Below are 20,562 nucleotides of genomic sequence, written 5' to 3'. Positions count from 1 at the left end.
GCCGCCGGCTGGCCATCTTGTGACTGGCATGCAGCTCGCCAACCTTCCTGTCTCCATCCTGGACCGCGCCAATGCCCGCGAAGGCAGCTCGGCCTCGGACGCGCTGGCCGCCACCGTCCGGCGCGCGCAGCAGGCCGAGCGGCTGGGCTACCACCGGTTCTGGGTGGCCGAGCACCACGGCGTGCCGGGAATCGCCGGTTCCGCACCGACGGTGCTGATGGCCGCGGTGGCCGCGCAGACCAAACGAATCCGTGTCGGCTCCGGCGGGGTGATGCTGCCCAACCACCAGCCCCTGGTGGTGGCCGAACAAGCCGCCACCCTGCAGGCGCTCTTTCCCGGCCGGATCGATCTCGGAGTCGGCCGCTCGGTGGGCTTCACACCGGCGGTGCGGTCCGCGCTGCGGCAGGACAAGGACGCGGCGGACCGCTTCGCGGAGGACCTGGCCGAGCTGCTGTCCTACTTGGGCGGGACCGCTGCCATTACTGCCCGCCCGTACGACGGCGGTGCAACGCCGCCTTTTGTGCTGGCCACCGGCAAAGGCGCGGAAATCGCTGCGAAGGCGGGCCTCGCCGTTGTTGTTGGTGGTCCGGCCTTCACCGGGCGCAAGCCGGAATTGGCCCGCGGCGTGCTGGCGCGGTACCGGAAGAACTTCCGGCCCTCCGCCTATTACGCCGAGCCGTACGTGATCGCGTCGGCGAACGTGGCCGTGGCGGATTCAGCCGAAGCCGCGCGGGAACTGCTGCTGCCCGAGGCGTGGGCGATGGCGCAATCCCGCACCCGTGGGGAGTTTCCGCCGCTGGCGCCAGTGGAAGCCATCCGGGCCTTAGCGATGACGGCACGGCAGCAGGTGCTCGTGGAGGAGACCCTGGCTGCTGCAGTGCACGGCACCGCGGACCAGGTGGCTCAGCGGCTCGGCCTGCTGCTCGAGGCGACCGGCGCCGACGAACTCATGGTCACCACCAACACCTTCGACACCGCCGCCCTGACCGACACCGACCGCCGGTTGGCGGCCCTTTTCGGGCTGCCCGGCTAACTCGTCCACCGGCAGGTTGAGGTGCTGCCGTTCCGGTCTGCAGGCAATGGAAATCCCCGTGGTCACGCGGCTCGCGATGGGCGAAGCCTGCGCGATCCGATCGAGCTTTCCGCCGCCGACAAGTTCAGCCCCTGTGTTGCGCCATAGATCCCCTTTTGCCCGTTAGAATCCGAGTGCGAGGAGTCGTAGCCTGCCACGTCCGGATGCCTCTACGCACCTTTCCTCGTCAGTATCCGGAAGTAGAGGCTTTGTCCGCACGTCTGATTGTCGCCCTAGCATCGGCCGCCGCTGCGGTCGGCATCATGGTCTTCGCCGGACCGCCGGCTGTCGCCGCGGCCCCTGTGACGATTACGGCCGGCCCGGCCTATCAGGCGCCCGCCCTCCACGGATCTTCGCTGGACAGCTACCCCTGGGAGCCGTCCAAGAAGTTCACGGTCTGGCATGATCCGAGCTCCTCCGGGTACCGGATCGCCTTGCAGCTGAAGAGCGGCACCAGTTGGAAGACGGTGGACTCCAAGGCACCGGGCAAGCTAGGCAAAACAACGCTCGGCTACAAGATGGCCAAGGAGGGCACCGTACAGGTGCGCATCGCGGCGACCGAGGGCAGCAGAACCCGCTCCGCGAGTCCGGCCCAGAAGGTCGTCTGGAAGCGTGACCGCTCAGCCATCAGCCACCGCTACTCGAACTACACGAGGCCGTTTGCGGAGGCCGAAGGCAAGGTAGCGGCGGGCGACCAAGCCCGGCACGGCGTCTACGTCTGGACCGGCAGATCCGCCCGGACCGGGGCCCTGCAAATGCGCAGTAACGGTAAATGGGTCACCGTGCAGAAGCTGGTTTGGAAGAAGAAGACCAGCGGAACCCCGCCCCTGGCCATTGCGAAAACCCCGAAGACAAAGTCCAACGTGACGCGGAAATATCGGATTCTGGTGAATGCCTCCGCGTACGAAAAAGGCTGGACCTCCAAAACCGGCACCGTACGGCACGAAAACCCGCGTGGCTACACCGGGTACCGCAAGCTGTCCTATGACTACATGAAGAAGTACTGCCCCAACCAGATCATTACCGTGAAGAAGGGAGGGTCGGCCAGCACCGCCCACTCCGGTTCGCTTCGGATTGAAATGGCACTTGGGTACCAAGGCAGCCAGCACAAGGCGATCGCGCTGCATGAGTGCGCGCACATCATCACCTTCCGCCTCTACGGCAACGGCCTTGAGGCGATGGACAGCCGGTTGAACAAGATCTTCAAAACCGACAACGGGGTCGAGATGGTCGCCGATTGCATGGCCTACCGGATGGGCGCCGACCCGACCGCAGCGGTCAACTGGTACACCCAGGACTGCAAGGGAGCGCGCGGAACGGCCGCAAAGAACATCCTGGCCGGCAAGAAACCCTGACCGGAAAGTTCCTGGCCCGCCATCGTCAATTCATGCTGGCCATGTGGAAACGTGTAGCGCCCAGCCCATGCATCTCCTGGGCACGTGCCAGGGATCTAGCGGCGTGGGTGAGACGTAATAGCGGAGCGGAGCTCAAGATCCGCTCCGTCAGGACTCGCAGCCGATCCCGTCGCCGTCGCGGTCGAATTTGGTGTCCCAGCCGGGATCACCAGCCCTGATGGGTGCCGCACCGGCCTCCTTCACGGCGGTGCAGTTCGCGTAGAAAACATTGCTGCCGGACCGAGCCGGCGCAGGAGCCTCCTTGACCCTGGCGGGCTGAGGCTTTGGTGCGGGGGCCGGAGTTGCGGCGACCGGCATAGCCACTCCCCCATCGGCCGGGACAGGCTGGTCCGGGCACGACGTGCTGAGGACGTTCTTGATCGCCGCCCGCTCCGCTTTGGTCATCCACAGCCCGTACTTGGCTTTCACCGCGGTCTGCAGTGCCACATACTCGCAGCGGAACGCTTTGTTGGGCGGCAGCCAAGTGGCTGCGTCGCTATCGGACTTGGCCGCGTTTGTGGGCCCGTCGACGGCCAGCAGGTTCAGCGGGTCGTTGGCGAACGCTTCACGCTGGTTCGGAGCCAGCCGCTGCGCACCCTTCTGCCATCCATCCGAGAGGGCGACGACGTGGTCGATCTGCACCGCGCCGCTGGTGGTGTTGCCGCGGACGAAGTCGATGGTCGCCGCGGTGAAGGGATCAGCCAGCACCCCGGAGGTCACCACGCAGCCGCCTGCCTTGAGCACGGCGTTGTCCAGGTCGCGTTGAAGAATGTCGTTGCGCGCATCGCAACCGTTGCGGTCAGGATCCTTCCAGCCCTTGCCGAACTGTTCCCGGGAATACCCGGTCTTGGGCGCCCGGCCCTTCACCTCAATGGTGGCCAGCTGCTCCAGCGCTGTGCCGGCAGCGGGTCCCTGTTCAGCTTGTGGCTCGGGTGCCTCGGACTTCTCTTGGACACTGGCCTCCGGTGCGCCCGGCGATGCGGAGCCCGAGGGCGATTCAGTAACAACGGGTGGTTCGGTGACAACGGGTGCTTCAAGGACCGGGGTGCTGCAGGCAGTCAGTCCGGCCAGCAGCACGCCGGCGAGGGCAAGGCGGATGCGTTTCATATCCCTTCATGTGTACGGCAAGTTCGTGCCCCGGAGCTGGCGGACACACCGTTGTGCCGCCCACACCAGCGCTCGCCAGCCCGAGCGCGGGCCGGGAGAGGCTCGCGCCGCGCTATTTTAGGAGGACTACGAGCCGAGCTTCAGGCCGTTCCAGCCACCGATCCCGACGGTGACGCGCTTCTGGATCTTCTTTGAGGAGACCGGGTAGAAGTGCAGGTTGCCCTTCTTGTCGCGGGCCAGGATGCCGGGTTGTCCCGCGGCCAGATGCCCTTCGGCCGCGGACAGGTGCGTCATGGCCTTCCAGCTTGGACCGCCGACTACCTTGCGGGTCTCCTTAATGAGCTGGCCTTTGCCGTTGGACCGGTAAAGCTTCAGCTGCCCGGCAGCATTGCGGGCGACCAGGTCCATCTTGGTGTCGCCGTCGAAGTCCATGGCCATCAGCTCCGAGCTCTTCCAGTTGCCCGAGCTGAGCAGTTTCCGCGCCGCGGGCTTTGCTCCGTCCTTATTGCGGTACGAGTAGAGCTTGCCGTCGCGGTTCTTGGCAATGATGCCAGGGAACTTGTCGGCGCTTCTCCATTGGGCGACGACGATGGTGTTGCGCTGCCAACCGCTGGTGCCCAGAATGGACCGTTTGAAGCCGCCGTTCTTCAGTCCGTAGTCGACGGTCAGCCGCCCGTCCTTCCAGTTGGCGATCAGGTCTTGGATGCCGTCGGCGTTCCAGTCGGCGATCTCCACGGTCAGGGATGTTCCCCAGCCCGCGGAAACGTAGCGGCGTTTGTTCAGGTCCCTGCCCCTGGCGGACGGATAGATATACAGTTTGCCGGCGGAGTCCACAGCAACGACATCGCCGGAATTGGCCTTGGGAGGCGCGATGGCGGCCGGCATCGCTTTCAGGTCGTTGGCCAGAAGTTTTGGCATGTCGTAGGTGTAATGCGTGACGCCCGGAAGGACGGTCATCTTGGTGCTGGTGAACCCGAGGGCCTTGTATTTTTTCTCCGCGCGCTTGGCGGTGTCCAGTGCAGACCAGGTTTTCAGACTGGTGCCACCCTTTCCATCGCGGCTGCCGCTGATCCAATGCAGCTTCATTTTCTTTACGGCTGCGGAGGGTGCTGTCTGCATGCCGTCGTATCCCCCGCCGCCGACGATGGTGGCGCCGCCGCCCTTGATCCATTCCTGGCGGTCCGCGAGGAGCTCGTAGGTGATGAACTCGGCGCCGCCGGAGTAGCCGTGGAACCAGATGCGGCGGGAATCGAGTTTGTATGTCGCGATCAAACTCGTTGCCAATGAGCGGAACCAGTCCCCGTTACGGTCGGCGTCCTCCCACCAGGTGATGCCGCCCTTCTTGTCGGGGGTGATGACGGGGACCATGATCATGTTCTTCTTGACGGCCTCAGCCGCCATCTTCTTCATGAGGGAGCTATTGGGGTGGTGGACGTAGGACTGCTTCGGCTGGGAGTAGTCGCCGTGGAAGACGAACAGCACGCCGACGGGCTTCTTTGTATCGATACCGCTGGCGTAAACGTGGTATTTGCTGCTGACTCCGTTGGGCGCGGTATAGGTCTGGTAGGTCGCGCTGTACGGGACCGCGCCCTGGGCCGGGATGCTGACAACCAGTGCTGATGCGATCAGGGACGTTCCAAGGGCAGCTCCGAGGAGTGCGCGGAGGAGGGACTTCATCAAACTGAATCCGTTCGTCATGCATCCGACCGCGGGAATGCGGGCACGGGTGTCACGGATTGCAATCGGCCGTGGGCGCGCATGCGTAAGGGAATCTCTGGAAATCGTCACCGGTCCCCGGACCTGACCTGCTTAAGCGTTCGGAATCAGCGCCTAGGATTCGGCAGGGAAACAGCCATGGGCGGCCGCAATGTCACGGCTAAATCCTTAAACAACAGTCGTTGCGAAAAGACAAAGCGGCTGAAGTATAAATCTCTGGAATTCGTTCGATGCTCGGGAAACGGTAGCGATAGCTGGCAAGTTATAGACCTGACAGATTCAGCCGTCATTCTCGCATCCGGGGGCTGACGAAGCGCATGCGCCGGAAGCTCCGTATGGTGCAGTGCCGTAGTCTGACGAGGATAATAGTCGCCCCGCTCATTCAGCAGGGGCCTGAAGCATGGGGGTTCTGCTTGAAAAGGTTATCGGTTGGACTCACCACTGTTTTGCTGTTGGCGGTAGGGATTTCTGTGGGCACAGGGTCGCTTTTAGGCGAGTCCACGATAGAGCCTTGGGCTTCCCATCCCTCACCGCCAATTACGGATACGGCACCAGCGGCAGGTACCGACGAGGAAGTGAATGCAGGGTTCGCCGCATGCTCACCCAGCTATGCCGATGGCCCTGATGCCGATCTGGACCAGCGCAACATGATTGGTCCGGAGAACAGCGTTGTGGTGTCACCCGCAGAGATGCGCGCGAGGGGCATGTCCGAAACCATGATCAGGGCTCAGGCCGAGACCTGGAATAAGTTGTCGCCGGAGGAACAGCAGGAACAGCTTTGCCGGGCGGCGGAACAAGCAGGTGCCACTAATCAGTAGCGGCGCGACATTCAGGCCCGGCCCTTCAGGATCAGGTGCCAGTAGATCTGCGGGAAGATGCGCCGGTCCATCACCCACTGCCAGCGCCGTTCCTTGGCCATCCTGAGGAACGGGTAGCTCGGTTGGGGGCGGTATTGGTCGTCGAACTCAGCAAAGAACGCGGTGCGGCGGCTCAGCGTGAACGGGCAGACTGAGTAGCCGTTGTAACGGGCTTCCGGCGAGCGCCCGGCCAGAACAGCGGTGAGATTCTTCGCCAGTACCGTGGCCTGCTTGCGGAGCGCCCCGCCGGACTTGGAGTTGCGTGTTCCGGCAGCATCGCCGAGGGACCAGACATTGGGAAATCGCGGGTGGCGCAGAATCTCTGGATCCACCTCCACAAAGCCGCCGCTGCTTCCGCTCGCCGGCAGTGCAGTGGCCTTCAACCAGTCCGGCGCCGACTGCGGCGGAACTGCGTGCAGCAGGTCGTAGCGAACCTCCCGATCCCCCGAGGAGCCGTGCAGCACCAGTGTCTGTGCCTCAGGATTGACCGAGGCTACGGTGGTGGAGGTCCACAGCCTGATCCCGTACTCGCTGATCTTGCGCTCCAGCTCCCGGTCCACCTCCGGCATCCCGAAGACGGTAGGTGTGGGCACCACCAAGTGCACGTCAATGTCCTGAAGCACGCCCTGTTCCCGCCAGTAGTCGCAGGCCATGTAGGCAATTTTTTGGGCGGCACCTGCGCACTTTGCGGGCCCGGGCGGCTCGGTGAATACGGCGGTGCCGCCGCGCAGCCCTCGCACCAGGTCCCAGGTCTTGGGGGCCAGCGCGGCGTCGTAATTGGACGAGCCATGCGGCGAGGCTACGGCCTCCGGCAGCCCGGGAACGGCGTCCCAGTCCAACTGCAGGCCCGGGCAGACCACCAAGTGCGCGTAACCAACGCGGTCGCCTCCGGCCAGGACGACGACGTTCTCCTCCGGCCGCACGTCGGCCGCCTCCCCGCGGATCCAGTCAACCCCCTGCGGCATGACATCCGCTTGCGAGCGGACTGCTTCGGCCATTCGTGCAGCCCCGGCTCCTATGTGGGAGAACAGCGGCTGGAAGTAGTGCTGGTCCCGAGGCTCGATGATTGCGATGTCCTCAACCTTCCACCGGCGAAGCCGCGCTGCCAGCGAAATTCCCGCATTGCCGCCGCCGACAACCACTACCTGATGGTGCTTGTCCATGTTTCGGCCTTCCGTCATTGGCAGCCGCGCCCCAGCGGCTCCCGCGTCCGCCCAGTCCACAACGCCCGGGCCCTTCCGTCAAGGCGGGAGCGTGCAAGGACCGGCTCATAAAACGTCGGCCTCGATCTCCACAGCACCGAAAGCACGGCCAGTGCCCGCGTTATCCACCGGAGACTGCCTTACCCTGTGAACACTGCGGCCAAAAGGGGTTGATACGTTGAAGCCAGCCCCACCCCGGTCGGGAATCGAGTACTACAGTGGGTGCATGGCTGCCAGCCGCAACCCGCTCGACGACCTGCGCGAAACCATCGGCCATCTGGCCGATCAGCTTAAGCTGCACGGTTCGGAGCGCGTCGACCTGGTCGGCGATCTCATTGGTGCGAGGCCCGGGCCGGCCCGGCCGCTGTCCGAGGTGCAGGCCGAGCTCGACGCGTTGGTCGGACTGGAGACCGTGAAGGAACAGGTACGGGCCCTCGTCGCACTGCTCCAGGTCCAGGCCCGCCGTAAGATGCACGGCCTGCCGGAGGTGGCCACATCACAGCATCTGGTGTTCCTCGGAAACCCGGGCACGGGCAAGACCACCGTGGCGCGGCTCCTGGCCGAGATGTACCGCGCGGTCGGTCTGCTGCAGAAAGGCCATCTGGTCGAGGTCGACCGTTCGGGCCTGGTGGGGCAGTACGTCGGCGCGACCGCCATCAAGACGGACAGGGTGATCCGGCGTGCGCTGGACGGCGTCTTGTTCATCGACGAGGCCTACGCGCTGGCCCCAGAGGACGGCCGGGCGGACTTCGGCCCCGAGGCGATCGAGGTCCTGCTCAAGCGGATGGAGGACCACCGCCACCGCCTGGTCGTGATCGTGGCCGGGTACCCGCGGCTGATGGAGTCCTTCCTGCTCTCGAACCCCGGACTGCGCTCCCGGTTCGCCCGCGAGATCACGTTCCCCGACTACTCCGTCGACGAACTCCAGACGATCTTCCATCAGATGCTGGCCCAGCACGAGTACACGCTGGAGCCGGGTGCGGACCAGATGCTGCGCCGCATCTTCACCGGGCTCCACGCGGGCGAAGACTCCGGCAATGCACGGTTCGCCCGCACCCTGTTCGAGCAGGCGCTCAACCGCCAGGCGCTGCGGCTGTCGCTCGACGAGGAACAAAGTCTCGAGGCGCTCGATCGTGAGGCCGTCATGACGCTCACTGCGGACGACATCGTCGAGGCCGCGCTGGCTTTGGGCGAGGAGCCGGAGCCGGAACTGACGCCGGAACCGGAGCAGTCACGCTGGTGGCGCTGGCTGTCCTAACCGGATCTGCGACGGCTGTCAGGCGAATGCTGCGTTCGCTGCGGCTGGTCTGCAAGGTCCGACGGAAGAAGAAGCGCTACAACTCTAACCAGGGCGAGCAGGGCATCGTTGCGCCGAACCTGCTGAATCGGCAGTTTGATGCCGGCCGGAGAAGGCCAAGGGCCGCGCACTCGGCCAGGCCGTCGGCGCCGCCGGTGAAACATATGGCCCCGACTTCTCTTTGTTTACAAGGAAGTAGGGGCCCTTCGTGTAGTGGAGCTTAGGGGAATCGAACCCCTGACCTTTTCATTGCGAACGAAACGCTCTACCAACTGAGCTAAAGCCCCGTGCCACTGCGTTTGATCATAAGACTGCGGGGCTCCGATCGCCAAGCTGACAGGATGCAGTGTTGCGCCTCAGACACCCTGCCGTGGCGCCCAGCACAACCAATGTCCCCGCCCACTTCACCCGTTCTGATAACGAATGCGCAGCGCCCACTGGCGTCCGCCAGGCAAGTCGAAACCGCGCCATAGACTCTGGCCATGGACAACAAAGTTCTCAAGGCCGTCTATACGGTCTTCTTGGGGGTCATCATCGCGCTCTTCGTAGGGCTCGGCATCCGCACGTTTTATGCCCCGCCGGAGGTGCCGGAGTACCCGGTGGAGATGATTATCGAAAAGAGCAATCCCACGGATGAGGAGCTGGCTAAGCAGCGGGAGTTGCAGATTCAGCAAGAAGCGGCCTTCCGCGAGTACAAGGAAGCATCGGATATCTACAACCGCAACGTCACCATTGCGGCGTTGATCAGCGCGGTTGTCCTACTCGGTCTGAGCCTGGTGGTCGAGAGGCGCAACCGGGTGTTGGCCAACGGCGTCATGCTTGGCAGCCTGTTCACTCTGATCTACAGCATCACGCGCAGCTTCATGTCCGGGAACACCACGCTCTCATTCATCGTGGTGACCGTTGGCCTGGCCATCGTACTGTTCCTCGGTTACAAGCGGTTCTTCCAGCCACGCGAGAAGCAGAACACTCCCCCGCTCAATGGCAGCACTCCTGCGAACGCCGCTTGAGCCTGCACTCATCCCGCTCGGCAACAAACACCGTTTGATCCCACCAACAGCGAGACCCCTGACTGCCCGGAATCCGGACTGGCAGGGGTCTTCGGCTGTGTGAACAACAAGGTCCGGGCTTTGCGGGCCCGCAAACACTGCCCGGCGTCGTGAGCTTGGACTGTGCACCTCAGCGGGCTGCGGCTTGTGGCTTCGCCCGATCTGATGAACAGTCCATCATCATGCCTACAATTCGTGCAAGTGGCGACTCTATACTTGATCAGACTGTTCAAGCAACCGCCAGACGATCGACAGGAAGTGGTCAATTTGCAGCAACTAGATGCCACCGACCGGCGGATCCTGCTAGCGCTGGACGAGGATCCGCGGGTCCCGGTGATGATGTTGGCGCAGCGGCTCGGCCTGGCACGCGGGACCGTGCACTCCAGACTGGAACGCCTCGCAGCCTCGGGATGTCTTCGTACCCACTCGGCCCGGGTACTGCCCGAGGCGCTGGACCGCGGCGTCATGGCCTTGGTCAGCGCTGAACTGGACCAGAGCAAGCTCAATGATGCGGTGGAAGCCCTCCGAAAGATTCCGGAAGTACTCGAGTGCCATGCCCCGGCCGGCGACACCGACCTGCTGATCCGCGTGGTGGCGCACAGCCCGGACGACCTGTACCGGGTGAGCGAGGAGATCCGGTTCTGCCCCGGCATCACCCGCACGTCCACGCAGATGTTCCTGCGCGAAGTGATCCCCTACCGGACCACCGGGCTGCTCAAGCAGGACTGATTTCTAGACGAACTGCACCAGGACGCCGACCACCCAGACCGCGCCGGCCGCGAATGCGCAGCCCAGCTCCACCAGCATGCCGAGGCCCACGGCCTTGAGCGCCGCCCAACTGGCCCCGACCGCCTGGCCGAAGTGCCGCCGTCGGGCATATTCACTAAGCAGCAGGCCGGCCGCAAACCCGATGAACAGCCCCACCACGGGAATCACGAACATCCCGACCACGCCCGTCAGCACGGCGACCAGGACGGACCAGTTGGGCACCTGCCGCTGCCTCAGCCGGCGGCCGGTCAGCACCAGACTGGCCAGCATGCCGGCCGCCACAAACACCATGCCGATGGCGAAGACCACCCAGCCCACCATATTCTGCAGGGCGATGGCCCAGACCAGCAGGCTGATGCCGATGGTGATGGTGCCAGGCAAAACGGGCACGACGATGCCGGCAATGCCGACGGCTATGAGCAGACCGCACACAACGGTCGCAAGAATCTGGGCTTCCACCCACCCACACTAACGGGAATAGCCCTGCTTTCTGCGACAAGCCACTGGGCTGACGCTGCGTACAGCCTCCGGAGGGGCGGAAAATGCAACGGCAGCCGCTGATGCTCCCGCGGCTGCTGCGGCTCCCGCATTCCGAGGTCTTGACGGCTCTGCCCGGCAAGGTTGTAGACTGCGCCCACGTTCTGGAAGGGCTTGAGGCTATCCGGTGCGGCGGTGCCGGGAAATCGGAGGTGGATGCCGTGAACTTCGGGGAATCGTTATGGGACACCATCTGGTGGTTCTTTTGGGCGTTCGCTTTCATCGCCTACCTCTTCGTGCTGTTCGGAATCATCACTGACCTGTTCCGCGACAGGTCGATAAACGGGTGGCTGAAGGCAGTATGGCTGATCTTCCTGCTTTTCCTGCCCTTCCTGACGTCGTTGATCTACCTGATCGCGCGCGGCAGGGGAATGGCCGAGCGCAGTCACGAAGCGTCGCAAGCGATGCGCATGGATACCGACGCGTACATCCGCGGGGTGGCTGGCGCGAGTCCGACTGCGGAGATAGCCAAAGCCAAGGAACTGCTGGACTCCGGCGCAATCAACCAGCAAGAGTTCGAACACGTCAAGGCGCGGGCGCTCAAGCTTGAGCAGCCGAGCACGACGAACGGAAGCACGCCGGGCGCAGCACCAGCGAATCCCGGTGCCAACCGGTAACTTGCCGCACTCGGGACACCGCCCTGCCGGAGGACGATGGGAGCCGAGGCCACTCATCGCCCTTTGCTAGGCCATGAGCCGTGAAAAGCAATGACTTGGTGAGCTGAGCTGCATCTGCTTACCCGCCGGCGGGGTCGCTGCCGGCACCGTCGCGGCGACCGGATGCATCCCTATCAGGTCCGGCGGCGCCGCCGTCGTCGTGGCCGGGCGCGTCGGCCTCGGCCTGACCGGCACGGCTTCCCTCGGCCTTCCGGAGGCCGACTTCCACGGCGCTCAGGAACGCCTTGATCACCAGCCCAAGCAGCACCAGCCCGGAAACCATCTGCACGGTGACTGCTATTCGTGCGGCCTGAGATACCGGAGTGATATCACCAAATCCCACCGTGGCCAGCGTGGTGATGGTGAAGTACAAAGCGTCGGTCCGGTCCAGCCGTTCCGTGAAAGCGCCCGAGTCCCAAAAGGACGTAGTGACGTACGAGACTGCGAACAGGACAATGTACAGCGGGATCGACGTGGCCAACGCCTCGATGGCACGCAGCCGCGGCGACGGCGACATCGTCACAGCCCTGATCTGCCAGGCGACCAGCGCACCCAACGCGCCGAGGCCAACCAAAAGCGCTGGAAGGGAGCCATCCCGGTTAAGCGGCATCGTGTAGTAAACCACGAGCAGGGCGACGCCGGTCAGGGCCGGACGCAGCAGCACCCACAGGCGCTGCCCGCGCCGCCGAGCGGAACTATGCTGGACCGTGGTCATCGCGCACCATTATCCTCCGCGCGCACCTTGGGGCCATCGCCCGCAGCGGGTGACGCCTGGCCGGGATCCCCCGGCTCGGCCTGGGGGAACGGGCGGTCTCGCTGTGTTCACTCCGATGGCCGAGGACGTTGCGGTGCCGACGAAACGATCACCGTCGGTGTGCGTCGCCTCTCCGCGCGCCGGAACTGCAGGGCTCGTCGGTAGGTCCGGACAGTGAGGGCCGGGGAAAAGCCTTTTGCCGCTCGACCGGACTTTCCCGCCCAACCGGAGCACCGCCGTCGTCCGCCGCCGTCTGATTTCGCCGGGCGCGCCGCCTCCGCTTCACCAACAGAAGTACGACGACGGCGATCCAGACAAGACCATTTTCTTATCGAGGCCGACGCTTCCGCCCCGTTTAGGCCAATCACATGTCCCCGGCATTTCGGCGCTACAGCTCTGTGAATTGGCATGCCGCCAACCTTCCTGAGGCGCCATGGCGCCCCGCTAGTTCTCGACGGCAGGACCGTGGCACCGAAACTGTTAACTCCCGGCGAAGCCGAGTTACCGGCAGGCGGCGCTGACAGCGCTCCCCCGTCATTGCCCGTTCACTGGCATGGGCAACAGTAGGCGATGCCGGCCACTTCTGAACGGCCGGCGCTCACTCGACCGGAGGTCCGTTTCATGCACCCGTCCCCCACTCCACAAGCAACCCGGCTGGCCCGGCCGCTGCGCCTGACCGTCGGCGCCCTGGCTCTGCTGGCCGCCGGCACCATGGTTGGTCCCGCTGCCACCGCTGCGCCCGGCCCCGCCCCGGCCGAAAACGACTGGGCCACCTCCGCCTACCGAGGAGGAGTCGACGTCGTTGATGGTCCGGATGCAGACGAGCAGACCCTCGATGGCACCGTCTTTAATGACAAGAACAAGAACTCCAAGCAGGACGTCAACGAGCCCGGCCTGCGCGGCGTCACCGTCTCCAACGGCCGCGACGTCGTTAAGACGGACAGCCACGGCCGCTACCAGCTGCCGGCCTTCGACAACATGACCGTCTTCGTCACCCAGCCGCGCGGCTACCAGGTGCCGGTGGACGAGGACAACGTTGCCCAGTTCTTTTACAACCACTTGCCCGAAGGCTCGCCGGAGCTGAAGTACGGCGGCATCGCCCCGACCGGAGCGCTGCCTGACGAGGTGAACTTCCCGCTGGCCAAGAGCCAGCTCACCCAGTCGCCGGAGCAGCATTGCGCCATCGGCGCCGACGTCCAGACTTACAACCAGAAAGAGGTTGAGTTCGCCCGCAACGGCGTCTTCACCGACTTGGCCGCCCGCACCGACTATGCCGGCTGCGGCGCCCTGTTCATCGGTGACATTGTGGGCGACGACCTGTCCCTTTTCGAGCAGACCCGGGAACTGACAGCCATGCTCAACGGGCCGGCCCGTTTCCTCCCCGGCAACCATGACCTCGACTTCGACGCCCTCGACGGCGAGCACGAATTCGACACCTACCGCAGCCAGTTCGGCCCGGAGTACTACTCGTACGACGCCGGCAAGGCCCACGTCGTCGCCCTGAGCAACATTGAATATCCGACGACGATTCCCGCCAAGAAGAGCAACTACACGTACTCCCTCGGCGAGCGCCAGCTCGAGTGGCTCCGCGCCGACATCGCCAAGGTGCCCCAGGACCGGGTGATCGTGCTGGCCGGCCACAGCCCGCTGCTTGAGTTCTTCTACAGCGATTCCCACACGATGAAGCAGCTGGAGGAGGTCTACGAAATCCTTGAGGGCCGCGAAGTCGTTTCCCTCGGCGGGCACACCCACATGTCCGAGAACCTGCGCGAAGGCGATCTCATGGCCGGCTGGCGCGACGAGGTCGGCGACGCGGGCCTGCCGTTCACGCACCTGACCGTCCCGGCAGTTTCCGGCCATTGGTACGGCGGGCGCGTCCTTGAAGAGGGCTACCCCACCTCGGTGCAGCGTGACGGCACCCCTCCCGGCGTCCTGACTCTGGACATCAAGAACACCGAGGTCAAGGAGCGCTTCACCATCCGCGGCGGCGACGAAAGCGAGCAGATGGCGCTGGGCCTGAACTCCCCGGCCTACCGCACCTGGTACGCCGAGAACGTCGCCAAGCCCCGCGGCACGGCTCCCGCTCTCGAGAATCCGCTGCAGGTCTCGCGCGAAGATCTGTCCGGCCAGACCTGGCTGACCACCAACTTCTGGATGGGCAGCACCGGATCCACCGTCAAGGTCACGCTGGACGGCGGCGACGCCACCTCGGCCGTCCGCACCCAGCGACTGCAGGGCGAAACCCCGCTGATCGGCGCCGAATGGTCAGACCCGGCGGCCATCCAGGAGCAGTTCGTCCACGGCGGTGGCCTGGCCGACCGCTCCATGCACCTCTGGCGGCTTGAGCTGCCCGCCGACCTCGCCGTCGGCAAGCACACCGCCGCGGTCGTCGCCACCGACGTCCACGGACGGGAGTTCACCGAGACGCTGACCTTCGAAGTCGTGGAGTAACCCCGTCTTGTCGGCCAGCACGGGCCCGGTGGTTAGCTCCGCCGGGCCCATGCTGGCCTATGTGGGGATTGAACCCTGCTGCAAAACAACGAAGTTGGGCGCGACAACAGTGCTGTCGTAACGTTCATCCGGCGGATAGGCTGCCGCCATGCCGGGGCGGCAAGCGGTTCACTCCTGCCGGGTTGGCTCACAGTCGTGCGCCCCGACAATTACCTTGCAACCCTTCAGGCAGCGACCGCTACCCGGCGCCGGTTCCTCACCGGCACAGCAGCAGCCGCGGCCCTCGCCCTCACCGGCACCCTGGCTGACATCCGTACCGCTGACGCGGCACCCCGTGGCCGCGAGAAGCGTGACATGTTCACCCTCGGGGTGGCCTCCGGCGACCCGCTGCCGGACGGCGTGGTGATCTGGACTCGTCTGGCACCCGAACCTTTGGAACCGTACGGCGGGATGGCCAACCGGAACGTCCAGGTTCAGTGGCAAGTCGCTGAGGACGAACGGTTCGGCAAGGTGGTGCAGTCGGGCACCGCCACTGCGCGGCCGGAGTACTCTCATACCCTCCATGTCGACGTCCGCAATTTGCGGCCGTGGAGGCACTACTTCTACCGGTTCCGGGTGGACGGGCAACTCAGCCCGGTTGGCCGCACCCGCACAGCCCCGGCCCCGGACGCGGAGATCTCTGCCCTCACTCTTGCCTTCGCCTCATGCCAGAAATGGAACGACGGCTTCTATACCGCACACCGGGACATCGCTTCCCGGGACCACGACCTCGTGTTCTTCCTTGGCGACTACATCTACGAAACCGGCGTGCCGAACGACGGCGGGCTCCGCAAGCAAGCAGTCCCGGCGGAGGCTCAGGGCTCCTGTGACTCGCTCGACGAATACCGACTCCGCTACGCCCTATACAAGCAGGACCCGGATCTGCAGGCGGCGCACGCATCGGCGCCCTGGGTGGTCACGATGGATGACCACGAGGTTGAGAACGACTGGTCACCGATAGGCTCCGCGGAGTTCGTTGTACGCCAAGCCAATGGCTTCCGGGCCTATTGGGAGCACATGCCGCTCCGTATGGCGCAGGAACCAAAAGGGCCGGACATGCAGCTCTACCGGCGGCTCACCTACGGCCGGCTCGCGGAGTTCTCCGTGCTGGACACCCGGCAGTACCGCTCCCACGACGACGGCGGCTGGCGCGCACCGAGCGATGCGACCCGCGACCCGAACCGAACCATTACGGGCGATGTGCAGGAGAAGTGGATCCTTGATGGTCTCGGTGGCTCCAACGCCCGCTGGAACGTGCTGGCCCAGCAGGTCATGATGATGCGGGCCGACAATTCGGCCGGCGAAGGGCAGTCCTCGCCGATGGGCACATGGGAGGGTTACTCGGCCTCCCGCAACCGCATCCTTAGCGGACTCCATGAGCGCGGGGTGGACAATCTGGTCGTGCTCACCGGTGACGTCCACGCCAACTTCGGCGCCGATCTCAAGCTCGACTTCGATAATACGGATTCTCCGACCGTCGGCGCCGAGTTCGTCGGCACTTCAATCTCGTCCGCCGGCGACGGAGCGGATCAGGACAGCTGGACCCGGACGATTAAGGCCGAGGGGCCGCACATCGCGTTCGCCAACCGCCAGCGCGGCTATGTCAGCTGCACTGTGACACCAAAGGAATGGAGCGCGGACTACCGGGTGGCGGACAAAGTTACCGATCAGGCCGGGTCCATGAGCACTCGCACCACCCTCACCGTGGCCAACAGCGTCGCCGGCATCCAGCGCTGACGAAGGAGACATGACAATGCAGCGACATACCAAATTCCTCGTCACGGCGTCCGCCAGCGCCGCCCTGCTCGCGGTGCCGCTGGCCGGAGCCGCACTCGCCAACGAAGGCGGGCGCAAAAACAAGGCGCCCAGCGCGCCCCCGTCCGTCTTGATCAGTGCACCCAGTCTGGTGACCGTGTCCTCACCGCTGCCTTGCCTGCCCGGCGGCGGGTTCACGGTGGGCATGACTAACACGACCGACGAATTCATGTACACCGACATGGACCTGACCGTGGAGGCGCCATTGACGCTCTCCCAGCGGATCTTCTCCACGTATTTGCCGGCGGCGGCCCCGGATCAGACTGTCAGCACCGAAGTTGACGTCGCACTGCCTCGAAGTGCAGAACCGGGCTACTATCGGGCGACGCTCAGCGTCGCCGGGCAGGATTCCCACGACGTGTGGCTGGAGGTTGGGGAAGTCCCCGAGCGCGACGCCGATGACAACCTCGCGCTGGGTGAACAGGCCTACGCCTCCTCGACCCACAGCAACGTCAAGCTCTGCGGCGGGGTCGACGGCAACTCCGATTCCGCCCAGTGGGGCGCGAGCGGAACCCACGACGCGACGTCGGGAGTCTTCCCGGACACCTACGGCGTCAACCTCGCAGCGAAAAGCACTATCGGCCGCGTGGAGCTTTACACTCTCGACTCAGCGAAGCACCCCGCCTCAGTGATGGGGGTCCGCGACTTCGACATCCAGGTGCACACCGCCACCGGTTGGCAGACAGTCAAGGAGGTCAGAGGAAATGAGGTCGGCCGGATCACCGCAACGTTTACTCCTGTCCAGGGGGACAAGGTGCAAGTCGTCACCTACGACTCGAACGACCACAAGTACTCGCGGATCGTCGAGCTTGAGGCCTACGCGCAATAGCCTGGCAGGAAAGTACCCGAGCCGCCGTCGGCGTCGAAGAGCAACAGCATCGCCCCCGACGACGACCCACGAACTTCGACCGGTTACGGCATGACGTCCCCGCTGTTCGGGCCCAGTGTCTGCCCGGTGTAGAGGTCGCCGCCGGGCGAGGAGGCTAGCAGCAAGGCCGTCGGCGCTACCTCGTGGACGTGTCCGAAGCGGCCGATGGGAAGTTCGGCTTGTTTGGCGGACTTCCACTCGTCCGAGAGTCCCTCGATCAATGGAGTGAAGATGGGCCCCGGGGCGATCGCGTTGACCAGGATGTGGTGCTCGGCCAACTCCAGTGCCATGGCTTTGGTCATGCCGATCACCCCGGCCTTGGCGGCCACATAGTGAGTCAAACCGACCCCGCCCTTGATCCCGAGCTGCGAGGCGATATTGATGATCCGGCCTCCGCCGCGCTCCACCATGTGGGGAGCGGCCCAACGCGCCGCCAGGAAAACGCCTTTCAGGTCCACGGCGAGGGTCTTATCGAACGTCGCTTCGGTCATTTCCAGCAGCGGCGTCTCGTCGAGAATGCCGGCGGCGCTGACCAGGATGTCGATACCGCCGAATGTTGCAGCGACGTGATCCATTACCTGCCGCACGGCTTCGCCGTCGGTGACGTCCACAGTGAGGGCTGCGGTGCGGCCGCCGAAGTCGCCGGCTTCACCCGCTACCTTTGCGGTGCCCTCTTCATCCCGGTCCAGCAGCGCCACGTCGGCGCCCTCCTGGGCAAAAAGCAGAGCGATGGCCGCACCGATGCCGCTGCCTCCGCCGGAAATGACGGCGACCTTGTTGACGAGCTGTTGTTCCATCTCAACTCCTGTCCGATGCTCAGCTCGGCCAGCGGACAGTCAGCCCGCCGTCGACAATGAGCTGTTGTCCCGTGATGTAGGCCGAGTCGTCGCTAGTGAGGAAGCGGATTGCGCGGGCGGCCTCGTCGACGTTGCCCACCCGGCCCCAAGGGATGATGGATCCTGCGGCGTCAAGGCCTTCCCGGCCCAGCGAGTTCACCGGGTCCAGGGACTGCGGGCTCTCGATGAGCCCCGGAATAATGGCGTTGACCCGGATCCGGCGCGGAGCCAGCTCCACGGCCAATGACCGGCACAGGCCGAGCAGACCGGACTTGGCGGCGGCATAGTGGCTGTGCTCTTCCCAGCCGTAAACGCCTCCGGCGATCGAGGACGTGGCGACCATTGCCCCGCCGTCGTCCATCCGCATGCTGCAGGAGCGGAAGACGCGCAGGACACCGGAGAGGTCGACAGCCATCATGTCGTCCCACGCCTCGTCGGTCATGTCGGCCAGAGGCGCCCGGCGCAGAATACCGGCTGCGGCCACCGAGATGTCCAGCCGGCCGAACTCGTCCAGTGCGGTCTGGGCGAGCTTTTCCGTGTCCTCGAAACGGCGCACGTCCATGGGGACGGCCACGCAGCGTCCAGCGGCCTCCTCGACCGCACGCACCGTATCCGTCGCATCGTGGGGATCCGAGGGGAGGTAGCCGATCACACTGTGGGCGCCGGCCCGGGCATAGGCTACGGCGAGCGCCCTGCCGATCCCGCTGCCCCCGCCGGAGATAACGGCGACCTTGCCCTCGAGTCCGTCGTCGCGGTTCACGCGGCCACCGTCCTTCTGTTGTTCTTGCGGTTGGCGTCGTAGGAGGTCATGCGATCACCGTCGTCCTCTGATGGGCATCGCGGATGGTGCGCGTGCCGGCCATGCACAGGGCCGAGACGAACAGCCCGCCGGTGCCGGTGATGATCGCCGCCCAGCCGGTATCCACGCCGGCGGCGAGCAGGATGGACAACAGACCGGAGCCGGCGATGCCGCCGACGGGCGCCATCACGTGGGCCACATTGGTGCCCATGCCGCGCACGTGGGCGGGGAAGGACTCGCCCATGTAGAACAGCAGCGCCGCGTAGGGGCCGGTGAGGAAGAAGAGGGTCAGCGCGTACAGCGGGATGATGATGCCCGGGTTGCCCGGACCCAGCAGCATGATGAGGCTGACGATGCCACCCGCCAGCCAGCCGAAGACTACGGTGCGCTTCCGGGTGATTTTGTCACCGAGCCAGCCGTGGAAGACGTAGCCTACGAAGCCCACAGCGTTGGCCAGGACCAGAATGATCAGGGCGTTGTCGAAGGAGACCCCCTTGGCATTGACCAGGATGGTGGTGCCCAAGACGGAGAAGGTCATGATGGCGAGCCAGTTGAAGAACCACGACAGGGCCAGGAGGATGGTGTGCCCGCGCAACTCGGGGGTGAAGACATCCTTCACGCCGGTGGCATGGTGGGCTGCCTCCTCCAGGTCGTGTTCGTCTGCCAACCGGTGGGCGCCTTCGACGTCGCCGCCGGCACGGCGCCGTTTAACCTCCTGCATGGCGGCGAAGGTGGGCGATTCGGGCAGCCGGAGGGCCATGGCCACCACTATCAGCGACAGGACAGCGGCTACCACGAAGGTCCAGCGCCAGCCGATGATCGGCAGCAGCAGCGCCGAGAGCCCCGCGGAAATAAGGGCCCCGACCGGCCAGCCGCCCTGAACCAGGGAGTACATCAGGCCCCGGCTTTTGGCCTCCTTGTAGATCTCGTTCAGGTAGACCGCGTTGACGACTTCTTCGGACATGGAGAACCCGGTGAAGGAGCGGATGATGACAAGGCTTACGGCGCCGGCCGCGAGACCGGTCAGGCCGGAAGCCACCGCTCCGCCCAGCATAAGGATGATCAGGGCTCTCTTGCGGCCCATCCGGTCAAGAATGGTTCCCACGAGCAGGGAGACGATGAAAACGCCGATCGTTGCGAAGGTGTTGATCGCGGTCGCTTGCGCGGGAGTCCAACCGAACTCGTCGGCGATGACCGGCAGCAGGGTGCCGAACAGGGTGTAGTCATAGACCGAGGCGACCCAGGCGATAAAGCAGACGACTGAGACCTGCGTGATGGTCTTCTTGGTGATGGGCACATTCCACGGCTCGACTGAGCGGCCGCCGGGAGAACGTAGCGATGACAT

Annotated in this window: 18 protein-coding genes and 1 tRNA gene; 10 read left to right on the top strand and 9 right to left on the bottom strand. The window is 64.9% G+C overall.

Features of this window, described 5'->3' with window-relative positions; translation table 11 throughout:
• The first annotated feature begins 28 nt into the window (after positions 1-28).
• Together AC5RW2_RS18130 and AC5RW2_RS18125 are read left to right on the top strand one after the other, a co-directional pair.
• A complete protein-coding gene (locus AC5RW2_RS18130) occupies positions 29-1,033 on the top strand; it encodes an LLM class flavin-dependent oxidoreductase (protein ID WP_493962652.1) in 1,005 nt (334 codons plus the stop codon).
• A gap of 248 nt (positions 1,034-1,281) precedes the next feature.
• Positions 1,282-2,427 carry a hypothetical protein gene (locus AC5RW2_RS18125; protein ID WP_493962653.1) on the top strand — a complete coding sequence of 382 codons (1,146 nt, stop codon included), beginning with the start codon at positions 1,282-1,284 and terminating at the stop codon, positions 2,425-2,427.
• A gap of 147 nt (positions 2,428-2,574) precedes the next feature.
• Here the strand turns inward: AC5RW2_RS18125 and AC5RW2_RS18120 are convergent, their stop codons facing one another.
• Positions 2,575-3,573: a GmrSD restriction endonuclease domain-containing protein gene (locus tag AC5RW2_RS18120; protein ID WP_493962654.1), complete on the bottom strand. Its 999-nt coding sequence runs from the start codon at positions 3,571-3,573 to the stop codon at positions 2,575-2,577.
• Positions 3,574-3,699: 126 nt separating this feature from the next.
• Entirely contained in the window at positions 3,700-5,250 is a 1,551-nt protein-coding gene (locus AC5RW2_RS18115; protein ID WP_493962655.1) for a hypothetical protein, read from the bottom strand.
• A gap of 614 nt (positions 5,251-5,864) precedes the next feature.
• Between AC5RW2_RS18115 and AC5RW2_RS18110 the strand changes: the two genes are divergently transcribed.
• Positions 5,865-6,107 carry a hypothetical protein gene (locus AC5RW2_RS18110; RefSeq protein WP_493962656.1) on the top strand — a complete coding sequence of 81 codons (243 nt, stop codon included), beginning with the start codon at positions 5,865-5,867 and terminating at the stop codon, positions 6,105-6,107.
• Between the two features lie 11 nt (positions 6,108-6,118).
• On the opposite strand, the gene AC5RW2_RS18105 is transcribed toward AC5RW2_RS18110, so the two are convergent.
• Positions 6,119-7,309: an NAD(P)/FAD-dependent oxidoreductase gene (locus tag AC5RW2_RS18105; RefSeq protein ID WP_493962657.1), complete on the bottom strand. Its 1,191-nt coding sequence runs from the start codon at positions 7,307-7,309 to the stop codon at positions 6,119-6,121.
• A 265-nt stretch (positions 7,310-7,574) separates the two neighbouring features.
• Here AC5RW2_RS18105 and AC5RW2_RS18100 point away from each other — a divergent pair, with 265 nt between their 5' ends.
• Positions 7,575-8,606, top strand: coding sequence for an AAA family ATPase (locus AC5RW2_RS18100; protein WP_493962658.1), 1,032 nt, complete (start codon positions 7,575-7,577; stop codon positions 8,604-8,606).
• A 253-nt stretch (positions 8,607-8,859) separates the two neighbouring features.
• On the opposite strand, the gene AC5RW2_RS18095 is transcribed toward AC5RW2_RS18100, so the two are convergent.
• Positions 8,860-8,932, bottom strand: a tRNA-Ala gene (locus AC5RW2_RS18095).
• Between the two features lie 195 nt (positions 8,933-9,127).
• Between AC5RW2_RS18095 and AC5RW2_RS18090 the strand changes: the two genes are divergently transcribed.
• Entirely contained in the window at positions 9,128-9,655 is a 528-nt protein-coding gene (locus AC5RW2_RS18090) for a hypothetical protein (protein WP_493951457.1), read from the top strand.
• Positions 9,656-9,961: 306 nt separating this feature from the next.
• Entirely contained in the window at positions 9,962-10,423 is a 462-nt protein-coding gene (locus tag AC5RW2_RS18085; protein WP_493962806.1) for an Lrp/AsnC family transcriptional regulator, read from the top strand.
• Between the two features lie 3 nt (positions 10,424-10,426).
• Here the strand turns inward: AC5RW2_RS18085 and AC5RW2_RS18080 are convergent, their stop codons facing one another.
• Entirely contained in the window at positions 10,427-10,921 is a 495-nt protein-coding gene (locus tag AC5RW2_RS18080; RefSeq protein WP_493962659.1) for a DUF456 domain-containing protein, read from the bottom strand.
• Positions 10,922-11,160: 239 nt separating this feature from the next.
• Here AC5RW2_RS18080 and AC5RW2_RS18075 point away from each other — a divergent pair, with 239 nt between their 5' ends.
• Positions 11,161-11,616 carry an SHOCT domain-containing protein gene (locus tag AC5RW2_RS18075; RefSeq protein ID WP_494074334.1) on the top strand — a complete coding sequence of 152 codons (456 nt, stop codon included), beginning with the start codon at positions 11,161-11,163 and terminating at the stop codon, positions 11,614-11,616.
• Between the two features lie 118 nt (positions 11,617-11,734).
• Here AC5RW2_RS18075 and AC5RW2_RS18070 read toward each other — a convergent pair whose 3' ends face one another.
• Complete coding sequence (locus AC5RW2_RS18070; protein ID WP_493962661.1) at positions 11,735-12,370, bottom strand: potassium channel family protein; 636 nt, start codon at positions 12,368-12,370, stop codon at positions 11,735-11,737.
• Positions 12,371-13,030: 660 nt separating this feature from the next.
• Here AC5RW2_RS18070 and AC5RW2_RS18065 point away from each other — a divergent pair.
• The 3 genes from AC5RW2_RS18065 (at position 13,031) to AC5RW2_RS18055 (ending at position 17,543) form a co-directional block, all read left to right on the top strand.
• Positions 13,031-14,860 (top strand): calcineurin-like phosphoesterase C-terminal domain-containing protein, encoded by a 1,830-nt coding sequence (locus AC5RW2_RS18065; protein ID WP_493962662.1) that lies wholly within the window; start codon positions 13,031-13,033, stop codon positions 14,858-14,860.
• 195 nt (positions 14,861-15,055) lie between these two features.
• Positions 15,056-16,636 carry an alkaline phosphatase D family protein gene (locus tag AC5RW2_RS18060; protein WP_493962663.1) on the top strand — a complete coding sequence of 527 codons (1,581 nt, stop codon included), beginning with the start codon at positions 15,056-15,058 and terminating at the stop codon, positions 16,634-16,636.
• 10 nt (positions 16,637-16,646) lie between these two features.
• A complete protein-coding gene (locus tag AC5RW2_RS18055) occupies positions 16,647-17,543 on the top strand; it encodes a galactose-binding domain-containing protein (RefSeq protein ID WP_493962664.1) in 897 nt (298 codons plus the stop codon).
• An 83-nt stretch (positions 17,544-17,626) separates the two neighbouring features.
• On the opposite strand, the gene AC5RW2_RS18050 is transcribed toward AC5RW2_RS18055, so the two are convergent.
• Genes AC5RW2_RS18050 through AC5RW2_RS18040 form a run of 3 tightly spaced genes read right to left on the bottom strand, consistent with a single transcriptional unit; the run spans position 17,627 to position 20,562 of the window.
• Positions 17,627-18,379 carry an SDR family NAD(P)-dependent oxidoreductase gene (locus tag AC5RW2_RS18050; protein ID WP_493962665.1) on the bottom strand — a complete coding sequence of 251 codons (753 nt, stop codon included), beginning with the start codon at positions 18,377-18,379 and terminating at the stop codon, positions 17,627-17,629.
• Positions 18,380-18,398: 19 nt separating this feature from the next.
• On the bottom strand, positions 18,399-19,178 hold the full coding sequence (locus tag AC5RW2_RS18045; protein WP_493951543.1) for an SDR family NAD(P)-dependent oxidoreductase: 780 nt from the start codon (positions 19,176-19,178) through the stop codon (positions 18,399-18,401).
• Between the two features lie 46 nt (positions 19,179-19,224).
• A complete protein-coding gene (locus tag AC5RW2_RS18040) occupies positions 19,225-20,562 on the bottom strand; it encodes an MFS transporter (protein ID WP_493962666.1) in 1,338 nt (445 codons plus the stop codon).

It is taken from the genome of Arthrobacter sp. B0316-1-20 (genome assembly GCF_059091865.1).
Note: the sequence above shows the minus strand (reverse complement) of the source record. Positions and strands in the feature narration are given on the sequence as shown.

Excerpts from the sequence above, each read along its gene's own strand:
- AC5RW2_RS18130 (WP_493962652.1), top strand. The coding sequence starts at position 29 with ATGCAGCTCGCCAACCTTCCTGTCTCCATCCTGGACCGCGCCAATGCC.
- AC5RW2_RS18120 (WP_493962654.1), bottom strand. The coding sequence starts at position 3,573 with ATGAAACGCATCCGCCTTGCCCTCGCCGGCGTGCTGCTGGCCGGACTG.
- AC5RW2_RS18115 (WP_493962655.1), bottom strand. The coding sequence starts at position 5,250 with ATGAAGTCCCTCCTCCGCGCACTCCTCGGAGCTGCCCTTGGAACGTCC.
- AC5RW2_RS18105 (WP_493962657.1), bottom strand. The coding sequence starts at position 7,309 with ATGGACAAGCACCATCAGGTAGTGGTTGTCGGCGGCGGCAATGCGGGA.
- AC5RW2_RS18100 (WP_493962658.1), top strand. The coding sequence starts at position 7,575 with ATGGCTGCCAGCCGCAACCCGCTCGACGACCTGCGCGAAACCATCGGC.
- AC5RW2_RS18090 (WP_493951457.1), top strand. The coding sequence starts at position 9,128 with ATGGACAACAAAGTTCTCAAGGCCGTCTATACGGTCTTCTTGGGGGTC.
- AC5RW2_RS18070 (WP_493962661.1), bottom strand. The coding sequence starts at position 12,370 with ATGACCACGGTCCAGCATAGTTCCGCTCGGCGGCGCGGGCAGCGCCTG.
- AC5RW2_RS18065 (WP_493962662.1), top strand. The coding sequence starts at position 13,031 with ATGCACCCGTCCCCCACTCCACAAGCAACCCGGCTGGCCCGGCCGCTG.
- AC5RW2_RS18055 (WP_493962664.1), top strand. The coding sequence starts at position 16,647 with ATGACAATGCAGCGACATACCAAATTCCTCGTCACGGCGTCCGCCAGC.
- AC5RW2_RS18050 (WP_493962665.1), bottom strand. The coding sequence starts at position 18,379 with ATGGAACAACAGCTCGTCAACAAGGTCGCCGTCATTTCCGGCGGAGGC.
- AC5RW2_RS18040 (WP_493962666.1), bottom strand. The coding sequence starts at position 20,562 with ATGTCATCGCTACGTTCTCCCGGCGGCCGCTCAGTCGAGCCGTGGAAT.